General features: G+C 70.8%; 17 protein-coding genes. 11 read left to right on the forward strand and 6 right to left on the reverse strand.

What is annotated here, in order from left to right:
* Window positions 1-5 precede the first annotated feature (5 nt).
* Both DFJ65_RS07365 and DFJ65_RS07370 read right to left on the reverse strand, forming a co-directional pair.
* Entirely contained in the window at window positions 6-830 is an 825-nt protein-coding gene (locus DFJ65_RS07365; RefSeq protein ID WP_115922470.1) for an SDR family oxidoreductase, read from the reverse strand.
* Window position 831: 1 nt separating this feature from the next.
* The gene (locus DFJ65_RS07370) at window positions 832-1,233 is read right to left on the reverse strand and encodes a metallopeptidase family protein (RefSeq protein WP_115922471.1); all 402 of its coding nucleotides are present in this window, start codon (window positions 1,231-1,233) and stop codon (window positions 832-834) included.
* A 120-nt stretch (window positions 1,234-1,353) separates the two neighbouring features.
* Between DFJ65_RS07370 and DFJ65_RS07375 the strand changes: the two genes are divergently transcribed.
* The 5 genes from DFJ65_RS07375 to DFJ65_RS07395 are packed head-to-tail and all read left to right on the forward strand — an operon-like array spanning window position 1,354 to window position 5,334.
* Window positions 1,354-1,692, forward strand: coding sequence for a DUF3499 domain-containing protein (locus tag DFJ65_RS07375; RefSeq protein ID WP_211308385.1), 339 nt, complete (start codon window positions 1,354-1,356; stop codon window positions 1,690-1,692).
* Window positions 1,693-1,720: 28 nt separating this feature from the next.
* Complete coding sequence (locus tag DFJ65_RS07380) at window positions 1,721-2,383, forward strand: MOSC domain-containing protein (protein ID WP_115922472.1); 663 nt, start codon at window positions 1,721-1,723, stop codon at window positions 2,381-2,383.
* Between the two features lie 27 nt (window positions 2,384-2,410).
* Window positions 2,411-3,850 (forward strand): phosphomannomutase/phosphoglucomutase, encoded by a 1,440-nt coding sequence (locus tag DFJ65_RS07385; RefSeq protein ID WP_425453020.1) that lies wholly within the window; start codon window positions 2,411-2,413, stop codon window positions 3,848-3,850.
* Between the two features lie 49 nt (window positions 3,851-3,899).
* The gene (locus tag DFJ65_RS07390; RefSeq protein WP_115922474.1) at window positions 3,900-4,106 is read left to right on the forward strand and encodes a Trm112 family protein; all 207 of its coding nucleotides are present in this window, start codon (window positions 3,900-3,902) and stop codon (window positions 4,104-4,106) included.
* Between the two features lie 43 nt (window positions 4,107-4,149).
* The gene (locus DFJ65_RS07395) at window positions 4,150-5,334 is read left to right on the forward strand and encodes an SIS domain-containing protein (RefSeq protein ID WP_115922475.1); all 1,185 of its coding nucleotides are present in this window, start codon (window positions 4,150-4,152) and stop codon (window positions 5,332-5,334) included.
* Between the two features lie 43 nt (window positions 5,335-5,377).
* Here the strand turns inward: DFJ65_RS07395 and DFJ65_RS07400 are convergent, their stop codons facing one another.
* Window positions 5,378-6,493: a DUF2330 domain-containing protein gene (locus DFJ65_RS07400; protein ID WP_170144026.1), complete on the reverse strand. Its 1,116-nt coding sequence runs from the start codon at window positions 6,491-6,493 to the stop codon at window positions 5,378-5,380.
* A 1-nt stretch (window position 6,494) separates the two neighbouring features.
* Between DFJ65_RS07400 and DFJ65_RS07405 the strand changes: the two genes are divergently transcribed.
* On the forward strand, window positions 6,495-7,334 hold the full coding sequence (locus tag DFJ65_RS07405; protein WP_281269862.1) for a tryptophan 2,3-dioxygenase: 840 nt from the start codon (window positions 6,495-6,497) through the stop codon (window positions 7,332-7,334).
* A 65-nt stretch (window positions 7,335-7,399) separates the two neighbouring features.
* On the opposite strand, the gene DFJ65_RS07410 is transcribed toward DFJ65_RS07405, so the two are convergent.
* Window positions 7,400-8,026: a 4'-phosphopantetheinyl transferase family protein gene (locus DFJ65_RS07410; RefSeq protein ID WP_115922477.1), complete on the reverse strand. Its 627-nt coding sequence runs from the start codon at window positions 8,024-8,026 to the stop codon at window positions 7,400-7,402.
* Window positions 8,027-8,105: 79 nt separating this feature from the next.
* Here DFJ65_RS07410 and DFJ65_RS07415 point away from each other — a divergent pair, with 79 nt between their 5' ends.
* From DFJ65_RS07415 to DFJ65_RS07430, 4 genes are read left to right on the forward strand one after another with little or no spacing between them, the layout of a single operon-like run.
* Entirely contained in the window at window positions 8,106-10,679 is a 2,574-nt protein-coding gene (locus DFJ65_RS07415) for an AMP-binding protein (protein WP_115922478.1), read from the forward strand.
* Window positions 10,676-11,707 (forward strand): iron ABC transporter substrate-binding protein, encoded by a 1,032-nt coding sequence (locus DFJ65_RS07420; protein ID WP_211308508.1) that lies wholly within the window; start codon window positions 10,676-10,678, stop codon window positions 11,705-11,707. The genes DFJ65_RS07415 and DFJ65_RS07420 overlap by 4 nt, the downstream gene beginning before the upstream one ends.
* Window positions 11,691-13,253, forward strand: coding sequence for an ABC transporter permease (locus tag DFJ65_RS07425; protein WP_115922480.1), 1,563 nt, complete (start codon window positions 11,691-11,693; stop codon window positions 13,251-13,253). The genes DFJ65_RS07420 and DFJ65_RS07425 overlap by 17 nt, the downstream gene beginning before the upstream one ends.
* On the forward strand, window positions 13,250-14,284 hold the full coding sequence (locus DFJ65_RS07430) for an ABC transporter ATP-binding protein (RefSeq protein WP_115922481.1): 1,035 nt from the start codon (window positions 13,250-13,252) through the stop codon (window positions 14,282-14,284). The genes DFJ65_RS07425 and DFJ65_RS07430 overlap by 4 nt, the downstream gene beginning before the upstream one ends.
* Window positions 14,285-14,303: 19 nt before the next feature.
* Here the strand turns inward: DFJ65_RS07430 and DFJ65_RS07435 are convergent, their stop codons facing one another.
* Window positions 14,304-15,866: a GAF domain-containing sensor histidine kinase gene (locus DFJ65_RS07435; RefSeq protein WP_115922482.1), complete on the reverse strand. Its 1,563-nt coding sequence runs from the start codon at window positions 15,864-15,866 to the stop codon at window positions 14,304-14,306.
* A 9-nt stretch (window positions 15,867-15,875) separates the two neighbouring features.
* A complete protein-coding gene (locus DFJ65_RS07440; RefSeq protein WP_115922483.1) occupies window positions 15,876-16,253 on the reverse strand; it encodes a pyridoxamine 5'-phosphate oxidase family protein in 378 nt (125 codons plus the stop codon).
* A gap of 76 nt (window positions 16,254-16,329) precedes the next feature.
* On the opposite strand from DFJ65_RS07440, the gene DFJ65_RS07445 reads away from it, so the two are divergent.
* The gene (locus tag DFJ65_RS07445) at window positions 16,330-16,989 is read left to right on the forward strand and encodes a response regulator (protein WP_245950086.1); all 660 of its coding nucleotides are present in this window, start codon (window positions 16,330-16,332) and stop codon (window positions 16,987-16,989) included.
* The last annotated feature ends 53 nt before the right edge of the window (window positions 16,990-17,042 follow it).

A 17,042-nucleotide genomic window follows, 5' to 3' on the forward strand; every position in this document is an offset into this window, starting at 1 on the left:
CGCGATCAGCGGTTGGCGGTGAGCCAAGCAGCCAGGGTGATGCCGCCGCGGCGGGCCGTCGGCCCGGGCAGGTTCGAACCGCGCGCGAACGCCTTGAGCACCCCGCCGACCGGCGGGACGTTCACCGTCCGACGCAGTTTGACGCCACGGACGTGGCTGGTGAGTACCGCGATCTCCCGCGCGCTGAGCACCTCCGGGCCGGCGAGTTCGACCGGGCCGGTGACCGGTTCGTCGGCCAACGCGACGTCGACGAGCGTCTTCGCGACCCACTCCGGGTCGACCGGAGCAGCCCGGAAATCCTTGGGCGCGAACGAGATTCCGCCGGGTTGTGGCCCGAAGAACTGTGCCACCATCGGGTGGAACTGGGTGGCCCGGACGATCGTGTGCGGCAGGCCTGATTGCACGAGCACGGTCTCGGCCTGAGCCTTGGCGCGGTAGTACGACACCGGGTTGTCCCAGCAGCCCACGATCGACACCTGCACGAACTGCGGCGGGTCGCCGTCCAGTGCGGCCATCGCGAGGCGGCGGGTGCCGTCGACGTCGACGTCGCTCGCGTGCAGCGGGTCGGTCGCGCAGTTGATCACGGCCTGCACGCCGTCCAACGCCCGGGTGAGGCCGGTGCCGTCACACAGGTCTCCGGTGATGTAGGTGACGCCGGGCTCGTCGGCGCGGGTGGAGCGGGTGAGCACCCGCGCGGGCACCTGCGAGCGCACCAACTCCGCGACGACCGATCGCCCGAGCCGTCCGGTACCGCCGGTGACCAGCACCGGCAGTCGGCCCACGGTGGGCAGGCCGGGCACGATGGTGGGTGGCGCGGTCGCGTCGGACATCTCAGCCTTCCTTGAGGTCGTCGGGGTTGATGCCGAGCAGGCCGGCGATCTGTTCGCACATCACGATGTCGATGAGTTCGACGAGTTCGCCCTCGTTGTCGGCGCGGGTCTCCAGCGGACGCCGGTAGACGACCACGCGGGCCGGCAGCGGCCCCTCGGCGGGAAACGCGCGGGCCAGCGCGATCTGGTCCTCCCACGGCGCCGGGTCGCTGGGCGGAACGTCCTCGACCGCGAGCTCGATCGGCACCCGCTTGATCTGGGCGCGATCGCAGACCCGCTCGAAGGCCTCCAACACCACCTCGTCGAACCGTTGGCCGCGCGAGCGCATCGCCGGCACCCGCGGCCATGCCATCGGACCGCGCATCCCGCGACCGTGACGGCCCTGGCGTCGGACGGAGTTCATGTGCGGCAGCCTAATCGGCGTCGGTCAGGCCGCCCCACGGCGCGGCTGCGGGACACCGACCTTGGGAGGTTCTACAGTCGTCGCCGTGATGAGCGCGGGATGGTCAGCGGGATGGTCGGGATGCTGAAGCGACAGTGCTGCCGGGCCGGGTGCGGCCAGGGCGCGGTGGCGACGCTGACCTACGTGCACCGCGATCAGACGGTTGTTCTCGGGCCGTTGGCCACCTACGCCGAACCGCACGCCTACGACCTGTGCGCGCACCACGCGTCCCGGCTCACCGCTCCGCGCGGCTGGGACGTGGTGCGGCTGCCGATCGACTTCACCGAACCGGCACCGAGCCAGGACGACCTGCTCGCGCTCGCCGACGCCGTCCGCGCGGCGGGCACTCCCGCGCCCGCTCCCGTCGTCGACGACGAGGACGCACCCGCCCCGCGACTGCGGGTCGTCCGCTCCCGCTGACCCGGTTCGTCCCGACTACGCTGGTCGGGTGGAACCCCTTGTCATCTCGACCAATGTCGCTGCGCCGAAACCGAATCCGGCTGCGAAGGGTCGACCCACCGGCAGCCGTAAGGTGCCGGCCGACGGGATCGAGGTGTTCGCGCCGGGTCCGTCCTACGGCGACGGCTCCGGGGTGCAGGGCGATCTGATCGGCGACAGCGATCACCACGGCGGTGCGCAGAAGGCGGTCTACGCGTTCGCCCGCGAGCAACTCGACCATTGGGAGCGGGTGCTCGACCGGCCCCTCGCCGACGGGATGTTCGGCGAGAACCTCACGACGACCGGCATCGACCTGGAAGCGCTGCTGATCAACCAGCAGGTGCGGATCGGCTCCGCGCTGCTCGAGGTGTCGATCCCGCGGTCGCCGTGCGCCACTTTCGCGGCCCACATCGGAGCGCCGCGCTGGGTCAAGCGGTTCACCGAACACGGCCGCTGCGGCATCTACCTGCGGGTCGTCGAGCCGGGGCGGATCGTCGCGGGTGACCGGCTCGAACTGCTCGGGCGTCCCGCACACGACGTCGACATGCTGACCGCCTTCGCCGCCGCGATGGGCGACCTCGACGCGTCCGCCCGCGTGGTCGATGCGCACTGTCTGCCGCAGATGTATCACGAGCGGCACGTCGCGGCCCTGGCTCGCCGGGCCCGGGCCTGAGCCCGCGCAGCCCGCCGCGACATTAGGCTGCCGCCTGTGACTGCAGTGAAACTCGCCGACTTCATCAAGGCGTACGACGTGCGTGGCCTGGTGCCCGAACAACTGAGCGAGCCGGTCGTGCGGGCCATCGGTTCGGCCTTCGCGCAGGTGGTGGCGGCGCCGGCGGAGGCCACCGCGATCGTCGTCGGACACGACATGCGCCCGAGTTCGCCGACGCTGGCGCGGGCGTTCGCCGAGGGCGTCGCCGCGCACGGCATCGACGTCACGCTCATCGGGCTCTGCTCGACCGACGGGCTCTACTACGCCTCCGGCGCGCTCGACGTGCCCGGCGCGATGTTCACCGCAAGCCACAACCCGGCGCAGTACAACGGCATCAAGCTCTGCCGTGCGGGTGCGCGCCCCGTCGGCCAGGACAGCGGTCTCGCCGAGATCCGCGACCTCGCCCAGTGGACGCTGGACCGGGGCGAGCTGCACGGCCTCACCGGCGGGGGCCGCACCGGCACGATCACCGAACACGACCTGCTCGACGACTACGCCGCCTTCCTGCGCGGTCTGGTCGACCTGCGCGGCGGACGTCCGCTGAAGGTGGTCGTCGATGCCGGCAACGGCATGGGCGGGCACACGGTGCCCGCCGTGCTCGGCGGCGGCGACCTGCCGCTGGAGATCGTGCCGTTGTACTTCGAACTCGACGGCACCTTTCCCAACCACGAGGCCAACCCGCTCGAGCCGGAGAACCTGCGCGACCTGCAGGCGGCGGTCGTCGAGCACGGAGCCGATATCGGTCTGGCCTTCGACGGCGACGCCGACCGCTGCTTCGTCGTCGACGAGCGCGGCGAGCCGGTGAGTCCGTCTGCCGTGACCGCCCTGGTCGCCACCCGCGAGGTGGCCAAAGCCGTTGCGGCAGGGGCAGATCCGTCTGACGTGACGATCGTCTACAACGTCATCTCCTCCCGAGCCGTGCCGGAGATCGTCGCCGAGACCGGTGCGCGCACCGTCCGCACCCGGGTGGGGCACTCCTTCATCAAGGCGCAGATGGCCGAGCACGACGCGGCCTTCGGTGGGGAGCACTCCGCCCACTACTACTTCCGCGACTTCTGGTTCGCCGACACCGGCATGCTGGCGGCGATGCACGTGCTCGCCGCGCTCGGCGAGCAGGGCAAGCCCCTGTCGCAGTTGATGGCCGATTTCGCGAGGTACCCGGCGTCGGGGGAGATCAACTCGACCGTCGCCGACCAACGGGCTGCCACCGCACGGGTGCGTGACTGGGCTGCGACGCAGGGCGAGATCACCGCCGACGAACTCGACGGGCTCACCCTCACCCACGAGGCCGACCCGATGTGGTGGCTGAACGTGCGGGCCAGCAACACCGAACCGTTGCTCCGGCTCAACGTCGAAGCGGCGGACGGTGAGACGATGGAACGCGTGCGTGACGCCGCCCTGGCCGCGATCCGCAGTGAACAGGCGTGAATGAGTTGAACCCGATGACCGACACACAGCACCACCTCGAGGAGACCCGATGACTGCCCAGATCGACGGTTGGCTGCGCGAGATCGTGCGCTGCCCGGTGTGCCGCGGCGAACTCGTCGACGGCACCTCACCCGACGGTGCGCCGGAGTTGCAGTGCGCCGACGACTGCGAGCAGGCGGGTCAGCGCCGCGGTTACCGCATCGACGACGGCATCCCGGTGATGCTCGCCGACGAGGCCCGGGTCTTCTCCGTCTGACGTCGACACCGACGACGAACACGACGACGGGCACGGTGCGGCGATGGCTGAGCTGAGCGAACGCTGGGTGGACGATCCGGCCGAACTCGCACGTCGCGACTCCCGCGACATGCTCCGGGCGCTCGCAACGGCCGGTGCTCAGGTGCGCGAGGCGATCACCCTCTCGGCCGAGGGGTCGATCGAGCGCATCGGGGACGGGTCGCGGCCACGGGCGGTGCTGGTGGCTGCCGTGGGCGGCAGCAAGGTGGTCGGCGACGTGCTGCGGGTGCTCGCCGAGGCGGGTTCGCCGGTGCCGGTGTCGACCCGCAGCAATGTGCCCCTGCCCGGTTGGGTCGGGCCCCTCGACATGGTGATCGCGGTCTCGGTGTCGGGGCGAGCCCCGGGACCGCTCGCGATCGCGATGGAGGCCGCCCGCCGCGGTGCGTCGCTGCTGACGGTCGGCGCCGACGACTCGCCGCTGGCCGACGTCGCGCGTCAGGCCCGTGGCGTGCACATCGGGGTCGGACGCGGGCGCGGTTCCAGCCGGACGGCGTTGTGGTCGTTGCTCACGCCCGCGCTGCTCGGTGCCCACGAACTCGGTGTCGTCGACGTCTCGGCCGACATGCTCACCGAGGCGTCGCAGGTGCTCGATGCCACCGCGGAGGAATGCCGTCCGAGCTCGGAGTCGTTCGTCAATCCGGCGAAGCTCGCGGCCGCGACCCTCGCCCCGACCGTGCCGATGGCGCTGGGCGACGACCCGCTCAGCGGGGTGGCGGCCGTGCGTGCCGCCGAGATGCTCGCCCGCACCGCCCGCGTGCCGGCGACGTACGGTGTGCTGCCCGACGCGGCGTCGCAGGTGGTGGCGTGCTTCGACGGCCCGTTCACCGCCGGCGGCGGCAACGGCACCGGCCGCGATCAGTCGTTCCGGGACGACGACATCTTCGCCGACCCGTTCCTCGACGGCCCCGCGCAGCCGCGGTTGGGGCTGCTGATGTTGCGTGACGTCGCGCGCGACGACCCCGCGGGCCGGGCCTCGACCGCGCTCACCGAAGCGGTCATCTCCGAGGCGCACAGCGCCGGCTGCAAGGTGGTCGAGGTGACCGCTGAAGCCGGGCCGCCGATTGCCCGGCTTGCGCGGCAGCTGGCGATGGTCGACTACATCGCCACCTATCTGGCGATCGGCACCGGGATCGACCCTTCGGTCTCGCCGCACGTGGCCGACCTGCGCGACCGCACCCGCGACTACTGACGCGCGGCGGCTCCTTCGTCCTCCCAGTGGCGGATCGTCGGGGTCAGGACCCCGACGATCCACCCCGCTGCCTCGCGCCGGCTCGTCGGCGCACGAGCACCAGCACGCCGGCGACCAGGAGCAAAACGGCGACCAGCACCGCCGCGAACTCCGCCCGGCTGAACACGTACTTGTCGTCGTAGGCGATCGGGATCTGCTCGCTGTCGGTGGCTGCACGGCCGAACGTGAAGTCGCTCACCTGCGCTGCGGGTTCGGCGAAGGTCTGGGTCAGCACCGTGAGATAGGGCGCCTTCGCGACGACCGGCCGGATGGGGTCGGTCACCCGTGTCGTGCGGGTGCGCAGGTCGGCCGCGAAGTAGGTTTCCGCATCGCCGGCGCTCGCGTCGGTGCGCTGCACCCGGTGGTCGGAGAAGACGTACGTCTTGACGAAGGTCGGGGACTGCGCGGCACGGGACATCCGCATCGGGTAGACGAACCGGCTGTCGGCGTAGGTCAGCGTGATCGGCGGCAGCGCGCCGTTCAGGCGTGCACCCTGCGGCGTCAGCTGCATCGCGACGAATGCCCATCCCTCCCGGACGTATTCGTCGAGCACCGTCTGCACCGCCGGTCGCACGGTGTAGCCGTGGCCGATGAGCCAGTCGCGCAGCGCCGCGGAGTCGCCGGCCTTCAAGGTTGTCGCCCGCAGCGGGCCGAGGTCGACGCTCGACAGTTCCTGCACGCCGCCTCCGGGGGCGCCGGCGCTCGTTGCACCTACCCCGCCGCCGGCGGCGTCGAAGTCGCCCCCGACCAGGTGCCAGCGGGCGCGACGCTCGGGGGTCGTGGCCCGCGCCAGCGACCCGAACAGGTCGGCGTCGCCGAGTCGCACCTGTGCCGGCGCCGGTGTCGGCACGACGAGCCCGGCTTGCGGGGCGTCCGAGCGCAGGTGCAGGCGCATCGTGACCTCGGTGGCTGCTCGGGCGCCGGTGCCCGTGTGCACCACCATCACCTCCTCGGTCGGCGCGGTCGAGGTGGAGTCGGATGGCACGAAGACCCCGCCGCACGCGCAGGCCTGTGCTGTGGGAAGAGCCACGAAGCCGAGGCCCAGCAACACCAGTGTCGCGACCAGGAGGCGTCGCCATGATCTGTCGACGCCCCGACGAACCGCCCCGTAATCTCGCATTGTGACTCCTGATGTGAACGCCGAACCGACCGACATGTCCTACGGCGACTACCTCGCCCTCGACACCTTGCTGGACGCCCAGCATCCGCGCGCGGTTCCGCCCGAGCACGACGAACTGCTGTTCATCATTCAGCACCAGACCAGTGAGCTCTGGTTCAAACTTGTCATTCACGAACTGCGCTCGGCGCGTGAGCTGATTGCCGCCGACGAGTTGGCTCCGGCCCTCAAGCGGCTCGCCCGGGTCAAGCACATCCAGGCCACCTTGAGCGAGCAATGGACGGTGCTGGCCACCCTCACCCCGAGCGAATACGCCCGATTCAGAAGGTTTCTCGCGACCTCCAGCGGATTCCAGTCGTTGCAGTACCGGGTGGTGGAGTTCATGCTCGGCAACAAGAAGCCCGACATGGTGCGGGTCTTCGACGGCCGCCCCGACGCGGTGGCCCAGCTGGAGGCCGAGCTGCACGAGCCGAGCCTGTACGACGTGTTCCTGCAGTTGCTCGCGCGCCGTGGCCTGCCGGTGCCGGCTGAGTTGCTCGAGCGCGACTGGTCCCAGCCGTACGTCGAGTCCGAGGCACTGATCGACGTCATCGCCCAGGTGTATGCCGACCCCGAGCGCTACTGGGACATCTACGAGACCTGCGAGGAACTGGTCGACCTCGAGGACAACTTCCAGCTGTGGCGCTTCCGCCACCTGAAGACGGTCGAGCGGATCATCGGCATGGGCCGGGGCACCGGCGGCAGCGCCGGCGTGCCGTTCCTGCGGCGCGCGCTCGAACAGAGCTTCTTCCCCGAGCTGTACCACGTGCGCGGCCGCATCGCCGAAGGCACGATCGGCGACTGACCGGCGTGCGCCGGTCTGGTCGCGCAGCGGTCACGCGCCGGTCACGCGCCGGGTCATGCACCGGGTCATGGCCGGGGGAGCAGCACCGCCGCGTCGCGCTCGTCGACCGGGCCGGCAACGCCCCGTGCGAGCGCTGCGGTGTGTCCGACGACGGGCGGGTGCAACGCGGTCACGACGATCCGGCCGCGGTCATCCGGCTCGAGCCGCGCCTTGAGGGTCGCTTCGGCACGCACCCACTCGGCGACATCGCCGCCGGTCGTCGCGACGACGTCGCTGTCGCGCTGCACGTCGACCCCGACCGGGTCGGGCGCGAGGGCCACCACGGTCAGCAGGCCCGAGTGCGAGACGGACGCGTAGAGGTCGTGGCCGATGATTCGCGGCCGACCGTGTTGTGCGCCGCAGTCGGCGCAGGTGCGGTCGATCCGCAGCGCTAGGGGGTCGGCGCCGGTGCGGTGGGCCACTGCCGTGCGCAACACCGCGGCGCCGAGGAGACGGCGGGCGCGGTCGGCGGCTCGGTCGGCGCGGTCGATCCGCGCCGACTCGTCCGGTGGCAGCAGTTGCCGCAGCCCGATGTCAGCGAGGGTCAGCGGTGCCCACCACACCACCGCGCCAAGACCGACGTCATGACCGACGTCATGACTGCGCGAGGCCGGGCGAGCGCGGGCGTCGTCGCGGGAGCCGTCGGGGGTCATCGAGGTGCGGTGCTTTTCGTGAGATGGTCGGGCAGGCGATTCTGTGTTTGCGGTAAGTGAAGGCTAACCTAACGCCGTGATGTTCGCCGCGACCAGCGCCACCGGCACATCCGCCGGCTCCGGCGCGATGGTCGGCGAGGCTGCCCGCGCCGCGGCTCTGCTGGTCGGCGACCGGGTGATCGATGGGGCCGAACTGGCCGACCTGGCGCGTGCGCGCGCTGCGGGCCTGCCCGACCCGCTCGACGGACGCTGCCTGGTGCACGTGCGCTTCGAACGCACCCTCGACGCGTTGATCTCCTATCTGGCCGTGCTCGAAGCCGGGCACGTGGCGCTACTGCTGCCGCCCACCGGAGCCGACGAGGTGGTGGCCACCTACCCCGGCGATTTCAGCACCGAGCGGGGCGGGTTCGTCGCCACCGCATACCGGGGCCGCCCGACCCATCTGCTGCACCCCGACCTCGCCGTGCTGCTGAGCACCTCCGGCAGCACCGGATCGCCCAAGCTGGTGCGACTGTCGAAGGACAACCTGCGGGCCAACGCCGAGGGCATCGTGGCGGCGCTGGGTCTGACCGCGCGCGACCGCGGCATCACCGCCCTGCCGTTCTTCTACTGCTACGGACTGTCGGTGCTGCACGCCCACCTGCTCGCAGGCGCGTCGCTGGTGCTGCACGACGGGTCGAGTGTGTCCGACGACTTCTGGGACGTCGTGGCGCAGCGCGGCGTGACGAACGTGGCGTTGGTGCCGCACTCGGCGGGGTGGCTGCTCGACAACGAGGTGCTCGAGCGTGACCTCCCGGCGCTGCGACTACTCACTCAAGCGGGCGGACGGCTGACGCCGGACAGCGTGCGCGAACTCGCGCTCGCCGCCCGTCGCCGCGGCTGCCGGTTACAGGTGATGTACGGCCAGACGGAGTCGACCGCGCGCATCGCGGTGGCGTCGCCACAGGACACGCTGCAGTCGCCCGACGGCGTCGGGCGACCGATCAACGGCACCACTGCTCGCATCGATACGAGTGTGCCGGAGGCGAATTTGCCCGGTGCCGGCGAGCTCGTCGTCGCCGGCCGCAGCATCATGCTGGGTTACGCCGAACATCCGGACGACCTGGCCCTCGGGCGGATGATCAGCGAGTTGCGCACCGGCGACCTGGCCACGATCGACGCTGACGGCATGGTGCGGATCGTCGGCCGACGCCGCGACTTCGTGAAGATCATGGGCCTTCGCGTCGACCTGGGTCGGGTCGAGGCCGCCCTCGGGGAGGCGGGCTTCGAGGCCGTCGTGACCGGTGACGACGCCGGTTTGCGGGTGCTGGTCGCCCCCGGGCGCAACCGTGACGTCACCAGAGCGAGCAAGGCGCGCCGGGCCGCGGCCCGGGCGGCAGGGGTCGGCCCCGCGGTCGTCGAGGCCGCCGTCGCGCCGTTGCCGATGCTGGCCAACGGCAAGGTCGACCGACTCGGCGCCGACGCACTCGTGCGCGCCGCCGTCGCCGACGCCTGCACCGACACCCGCGGACGCATGGACGGCGTCGGTGCCGACGTGACCGTGCCGCACGTGGCCGCGGTGCTCGGCGACGTGCTGGCGGTCGACTCGCTCGACCCCGACCGATCCTTCGTCGAACAAGGCGGCGACTCGCTCACCCACGTGCCCGCGTCAGCCCGACTGACCCGGCTCGTCGGCGACCTGCCGCGCGACTGGCACCACCGTCCGATCAGGGAACTGGTTGCGGCGGCCTCGCCGCGACGGCCCGGGGTGGAGGCCGCGACGCTGTTGCGCGCCGTGGCGGTGCTGTTGATCTGCTTCTCGCACACCCGGGTGATCGACGCGGCCGGAGGCGCCCACATCCTGCTCGCGATCGCGGGGTGGAACGCCGCACGGTTCGGGTTCTCGCTGCCGACGCGCGAACGTCGCCTGCGGGCCACGGCGCGATCGATCATCGGCATCTGGCTCCCCACCGCGGCAGCCGCCCTGGCCGGCATGATCCTCACCGCGCGGTACGGCTGGCAGAACGTCTTCCTGGTCAACTGGTTGTTCGGTGGGCTCGAGGACACGCGCGTCGAACTCTGGTTCGTCGACTCGCTGGTGGCCTGCCTGCTGGTCACCACCGCGCTCCTGGCGATCCCGCGGTTCTCCCGGCTGCGTGACGTCGATCCCTACCGGTTCTTCCTGCCGCTCGCCGCGGTCGCCCTGGTGCCACGGTTCGTCGCCCACGCGATCAGCGACATCCCGGCCGGGGGGGTTCCGTACACCGTGTTCTGGATCTTCGCGGCGGGCGCAGCGCTCGGCTGCGCGCGCACCACAGCGCGACGACTCGGGGCGCTCGCGGTGGTCGGCGTCGGCGTGGCGACGTACTTCCCCGACCCCCAGCGCAACCTGACGATCTTCCTCGGGGTGGTCGTGCTCGCGTTCGTGCGTGAGGTCCGTCTGCCAGCACGGATCGTGCCGTTGGTCGTGCTGCTCGCGTCGGCCTCGCTCTACATCTACGTGTTCCAGTTCCAGCTGTTCCAGATCGTGCCGCGCTGGGAACCCGGCCCCGTGCCGGGTGCGCTGCGCTCGCTCACCGCGCTCGTCGGCGGCTGCCTGCTGTGGCGCCTCGCCGACCCCGCAGTCGCCCGACTGCGCAACCTGCTTCCCGTCGAACCCCATCGGAAGGACTGACCGTGCGCCGACGCACTCTTCTCGGCGGCCTGCTGGCCGTCACCCTCGGCACCACCACCATCACCGCGTGCGGTGGCGGTGATTCCTTCTCGGCAGACCCGAATGCCCTGGTGATCTACTCCTCGCAACACGAGAACGTCACCAAGGCGTGGGCCGACGCGTTCACCAAGGCGACCGGGGTGAAGACCCAGATCCGCTCCGGCGCGGACTCCTCGATGGGTCAGCAGATCGTGCAGGAGGGCGCGAAGTCGCCCGCCGATCTGTTCCTCACCGAGAACAGCCCGGCGATGACCCAGGTGCAGCGCGCCGGTCTACTCTCGCCGGTGGACGCAGCCACGCTCGCGCAGCTGCCGAACGGTTTCGCGCCGTCCAGCAAGGACTGGACCGCGATCGCGGCCCGCTCCACGGTGCTGGTCTACAACCCGTCCAAGATCGCCGAGGCACAGCTGCCGAAGTCGATGATGGACCTGCAGCAGCCGCAGTGGAAGGGCAAGTGGGGTGGAGCGCCGGGCGGCGCCGACTTCCAGGCGATCGTGGCCGGCATGCTGGCGATGAAGGGGAAGCCGGCCACCGAGGCGTGGCTCAAGGCACTCAAGGCGAACGCGCACATCTACCAGAACAACATCGCAACGATGAAGGCCGTCAACGCCGGCGAGGTGCCGGTCGGCATCATGTACCACTACTACTGGTACCGCGACCAGGCCGCCACCAAGGAAGGCAGCAAGAACACCAAGCTCCACTATTTCAAGGGCGAAGACCCGGGCGCGTTCGTCAGCCTGTCGGCCGGCGGGGTGTTGAAGAGTTCGAAGAAGGCCGACAAGGCCCAGCAGTTCCTGAAGTTCGTCACCAGCCCGCAGGGGCAGCAGGTGCTCGCCGACAGCGGCTCGATGGAGTACGCGGTCGGCAAGGACGCGAAGTCCGCGTCGGTGCTGCCGCCGCTCACCACGCTGCAGGCGCCGAAGGTCGACCCGTTCGACCTCAACTCCGAGACCGTGATTTCGATGATGACGGATGCGGGCATCCTCTAGCAGCCCGACCCGGGGCGCCGGAGTCACCGTCCTCGCCGTCGCGGTCGCTGCCCTGATCCTCTTGCCGCTGGTGGTGATCGCGGCTCAGGCGATGTCGCTGGGTTGGGACACCGCGAGCGCGTTCCTGTTCCGTCCGCGGATCGCAGAACTGTTGCGGCACACCGGTGCTCTGATGGTCGTGTGCATCCCGGCGACGCTCCTCATCGGGGTGGGTGCGGCCTGGTTGGTGGAACGCACCGACCTGCCGCTGCCCGGTGTCTGGCGCACCTTGCTGCTCGCGCCGCTGGCCGTGCCGGCGTTCGTGAGCGCCTACGCGTGGATCTCGGTGCGCCCCGATCTCGCGGGCTTCTCCGGTGCGGCTCTGGTCGCCACGATGGCCTACTTCCCGTTCGTCTTCCTGCCCACCGCGGCGATGCTGCGGGTGCTCGACGGCAGCGACGAGAACATCGCGCGCTCGCTCGGCGCGAGTCGGCGCACCGCGGTGCTGCGCACGGTGCTGCCGCGGCTGCGCCCGGCGATCTGCGGCGGCGGTCTGATCGTGGCGTTGCACCTGCTCGCCGAGTACGGCGTGCTGGAGATGATGCGCTACCAGACGTTCACCACCGCGATCCTGCAGCAGTACGCCGTCGGGTTCAGCGACGGTCAGGGCAGCCTGCTCGCCACCGTGCTCCTGCTGCTGTGCGTGCTGGTGCTGACCGCCGAAGTGATACTGCGCGGACGGGCGCGGGTCGCCCGGGTCGGCGGCGGCACGCCGGAGCGCCCGGAGCGGATCCCGTTGGGCAAGTGGATGATCCCTGCGATCCTGGCGCTCACCGCCGTCGTCGCGCTCGCCGTCGTGGTGCCGGTCGCGTTGGTCGTGAAGTGGTTCGTCGCCTCGATCGACCAGAACGTCGTGGCGTGGGGCGACCTGCTGCGGGTGACCGGCACCTCGTTGGGGCTCGCCGTCGCCGGGGGAGTGGCGGCCGTGCTCGCGGCGATCCCCGCCGCATGGCTGCTGTCGCGGCGCCGGTCGTTCGTGTCGATGCTGCTGGAGCGGGTCACCTTCGTCGCCTCGGCGCTGCCCGGCGTGGTCGTGGCCCTGGCGCTCGTCACGCTCACCGTGCGGTGGGCCGACTGGCTCTACCAATCGACCGCCGTCCTGGTGTCGGCCTACGTGATCCTGTTCCTGCCGCGGGCGGTCGTCACCCTGCGGTCCGGGTTCGCGGCCGCGCCGCCGGAGCTGTCCGAGGCGTCCAGGTCGTTGGGTGTCGGCGGCCGAGGCACGTTCGCGCGCGTAGTTCTGCCGCTCGCCCTGCCGGCCTTCCTCACCGGCTTCGTGCTGGTGGCGCTGGCGGTGGCCACCGAACTCACGGCCACGCTGCTGCTCGCCCCGACCGGCACGCGTACGCTGGCCCTGGCGTTCTGGGGTGCCAGCGACGAGTTGGACTACGTGCGCGCGGCCCCGTACGCGGTGATGATGATCGCCCTGTCCGCGCCGTTGACCCTGTTGCTGCGTCGGCAGCTGCGGGGATCCGGCAGCCGGGTGAGCAAGAAGGAGCAGGTATGAGCGACGTCGAGGTGCGTGGCGTCACGACCGGGTACGGCAGCACGCCGGTGCTGCACGACATCGACCTGACCGTGCGCTCCGGCACCACGACCGCGGTGCTGGGCGACTCCGGCAGCGGCAAGTCGACCCTGCTGAAGGTGATCGCCGGTTTTCTGCGCCCGTTGTCGGGGTCGGTGCTGATCGACGGCTCGCTCGTGGCCGACGAACGCACCTTCGTCGCACCGGAGAAGCGCGGCGTGGGCTACGTGCGGCAGGACGGCGGACTCTTCCCTCATCTCAGCGTCGCCGGCAACGTGTCGTTCGGCCTGGCGTTTCCCCGCCGTCGCCATCGCGGGCGTGTGCTCGAGTTGCTCGAACTCGTCGGTCTCGGACCGGAATTCGCTGATCGGCGCCCCGACCAGTTGTCGGGTGGACAGCAGCAGCGCGTGGCGCTCGCGCGCGCGCTCGCGCTCGAACCGAAGGTCGTGCTGCTCGACGAACCGTTCTCGGCTCTCGACACCGCGCTCCGGGCGAGCACCCGAGAAGCCACCGCATCGGCGCTGCGCCAGGCGGGAGCCACCGCCCTGCTGGTCACGCACGATCAGGCCGAGGCGTTGTCCTTCGCCGACGAAGTGGCTGTGCTGCGTGATGGTCGGTTCCGGCAGGTTGCCGCGCCGCGGCTCGTCTACAACCAGCCGGTCGACCCGCACGTCGCGGGCTTTCTCGGTGACGCGATCCTGCTGCCCGGTGCGGCCACCGACGGACGTGTCCGCTGCCTGCTCGGGGAACTCACCGTCGCCGGCTTCTGCCCGAGCGGGGCGTGCAAGGTGCTGGTGCGGCCGGAACAGGTGCAGGTGCTGCCGGTCGGTCAGGGCATCGAGGCCGTCGTCGAGTCGTGCGAGTACTACGGACACGACGCCCTGCTCAACCTGCGGGTCGAGGACGGCGAGCCGCTGAAGGCCCGGGTCACCGGCGCCGACGCAGTCGAGCCGGGTGGCCACGTGGGCCTGTTGGTGCGGGGTCCGGTCCGCGTCTTCGCCGAGCAGGACTGACGCACCGACTCCGGCGCGGTCAGTGCAGGGGTACGGACCAGTTGACGATGGTTCCGCCGTCCGGCGGCCCTTCGACCCAGAAGACCCCGTCGCGCTCGGTCGCCCGCTCGGAAAGATTTGCCAGACCGCTGCGGCGGGGCGGGTCGGAGAAGCCGATTCCGTTGTCGTGCACCGTGACTGACAGTCTCTCCGGCTCGATGTCGATCGCCACCGCGGTCTGCGTGGCCTGTGCATGCCGGGCGACATTGGCAAGGCACTCACGCAGCACCGCGAGCACCTCGGCGGCGAGCTGGTCGGTGACCTTGGCCAGATCCCCCGTCACCGTGACACTCGCGGTGTGACCCATGGCGGGCGCGCTGTCGTGCACGAGCCGGGTGGCCGCCGCCGGCAGGGTGAGAGCGACCGGGCCGGTGCGAAGCTCGAAGATCGTGCGGCGGATCTGTTTGATCGTCTCGTCGAGGTCGTCGACGACCCGGTCGATCCGAGGCTGCACCTCGGGCGGCAACTGCCCGTGCAACGACTGCACCGACAGACCCGTCGCGAACAACCGCTGGATGACCAGGTCGTGCAGGTCACGCGCGATCCGGTCTCTGTCCTCGAGCACGGCGAGGTGCTCCAGTTGGGCGCGGCGGCGCAGCAGCAGCCAGGCCCCAGCCACCCGCTCGGCCAACGAGAGCGCCTGCTCGACGATCGGGTCGCGGATGGTGCTCTTGCCGTCGCGCCAGGCGAGTTCGAAGGCGCACAGCCGCTCGCCACCGGCGTCGATCACCAGCAGCAGACCGGTGTCGTGCACCGGGTCGAAACCGATGCCGCAGAGTTCGGCATCGGTGAGCACGCGGGTCGAATCCTGCTTGGCCGCTCGGAAGGCGAGGTGGTCGGAGTGCAGTCCGGTCGCCACCCGGCCGGCTACCTGGTGCCAGATGTCCGGGGTCCATCCTTCGTTCTCCACCAGCGCCACGGCGTCCGCCGCAGTGCGCAGCCATCGTTCCCTGGCGGCCGACGCCTCGAACAGTTGGGCATTGTCGATCGCGATCGAGGCCGCTGCGGCGAGCGACCGGGTGATCTTGAGGTCTTCCTCGGAGAACTCGTCGGCGTCGATCTTCTCGGTCAGATACAGGTTGCCGAACACCCGCCCGCGGCCCTGGATCGGAACCCCGAGGAAGCTCTCCATCGGGCGATGTCCCCCCGGCAGCCCGAACGACGCCGGGTGTTCGGACATCCGCGCCATCCGGATCGGACGCGGGTCGTCGATCAGCAGGCGCAGCAGCCCCTTGCCGTGCGGGTGCTCCTCGATCGGGCAGCTGTCGGCATCGACGCCGTGGAAGACCAGTCCGTGCAATTCGCCTGAGGTGTCGAGCATTCCGAGTGCGCCGTAGCGGGCACCGACCAGCGAACACGCGGTGCCGACGATGCGCTCGAGCACGCTCTCCAGATCGGTCTCACCGGTCACCTGCGCGACGGCGTCGACGATGCGCGCGATCGGCCCGGTCTCGGCGAACTGGGACAGCCGGCGGCTGTAGCGCTCCCGACCGACATCCGGCAGCGGGCCGCGTCGGCCCGGCTGTGACGGTTGCTCGGGCATGCTCCGAGCCTAGGCCGAACCGGCCCCGTCCGTCTGGGCACGGCCCGCGGTCGGCCCCAGATGCACCGGGGTGTGACTGGCGATGCCCGGGGTGAGGGTCACCGTGCCGGAGTCGTCGATCGCGAGCACCCCGGTGATCAGCACGCTCGACCCGTCAGTCGCCCCGGTGGCGGCGAGGTTGTCGACCTGCAACGCGACGACGTGGGCGGCGCGCGCCGCGCGGACGAGGTCGGTGTCGGTGCTTTGCAGCACGATCCGATCATTGTCGACGCGGCAGCGCACGACGATCACCACGGGCAACGCGCCCGACGACAGCGCGAGGCGACCGATGCCGACGCTGTCGATCAGCTGCCGGCCAGCCTGCGTCCATGGCATGTGCGCGGCCATGTCTACCAGTGTCGGGTCGACGGCGGGAGGCTCCCAGGGACCAAGGTCCCGCGCTGCGCTCTGCCAGAATGCGCGCGTGGGCGACACACGAACGGCGCCGGTGCGGGTCTACCTTGTCGACGACCACGAGATCGTGCGCCGGGGGTTGGCCGACCTCCTGCATCAGGACGGACGGTGCGAGGTCGTCGGGGAGTGCGGGTCCGCGGTCGAGGCGAGCGCCCGCATCCCCGCGTTGCACCCGGACGTCGCGGTGCTCGACGGACGGCTGCAGGACGGCTCCGGCATGCAGGTGTGCCGCGAGGTGCGATCGGTCGACCCGTCGATCCGGTGCGTCATCCTCACTTCCTACGACGACGACGAGGCGATGCTGCAGGCGATCCTCGCCGGGGCGCAGGCCTACCTGCTCAAGCAGATCCGCGGCAACGACCTGATCGACGTGGTGCTGCGGGTGGCCGCCGGGGAGAACCTGCTCGACGAGGGGGCCGCGCGGGAGGTGCGCGATCGCCTCGCGGCCACCGACCTGTCGCACCACCCGGCGCTGGTCGACCTCACCGAGCAGGAACGCAAGGTGCTGCTGCTGGTCGCCGAGGGGCGCACCAACCGTGAGGTCGCCGGCGAACTCTTCCTCGCCGAGAAGACGGTGAAGAACTACCTCACCAGCATCCTGGCCAAGCTCGGGCTTGGCAGCCGCACGCAGGCGGCCGTTCTCGTCGAACGCCTGCGTGCCGGCCACTGATCGTCGACGCGGTCTGTCGAGATCGACTGTCGAGATCGACTGTCGAGATCGAC

This window comes from Calidifontibacter indicus (genome assembly GCF_003386865.1).
Taxonomy (GTDB): domain Bacteria; phylum Actinomycetota; class Actinomycetes; order Actinomycetales; family Dermatophilaceae; genus Yimella; species Yimella indica.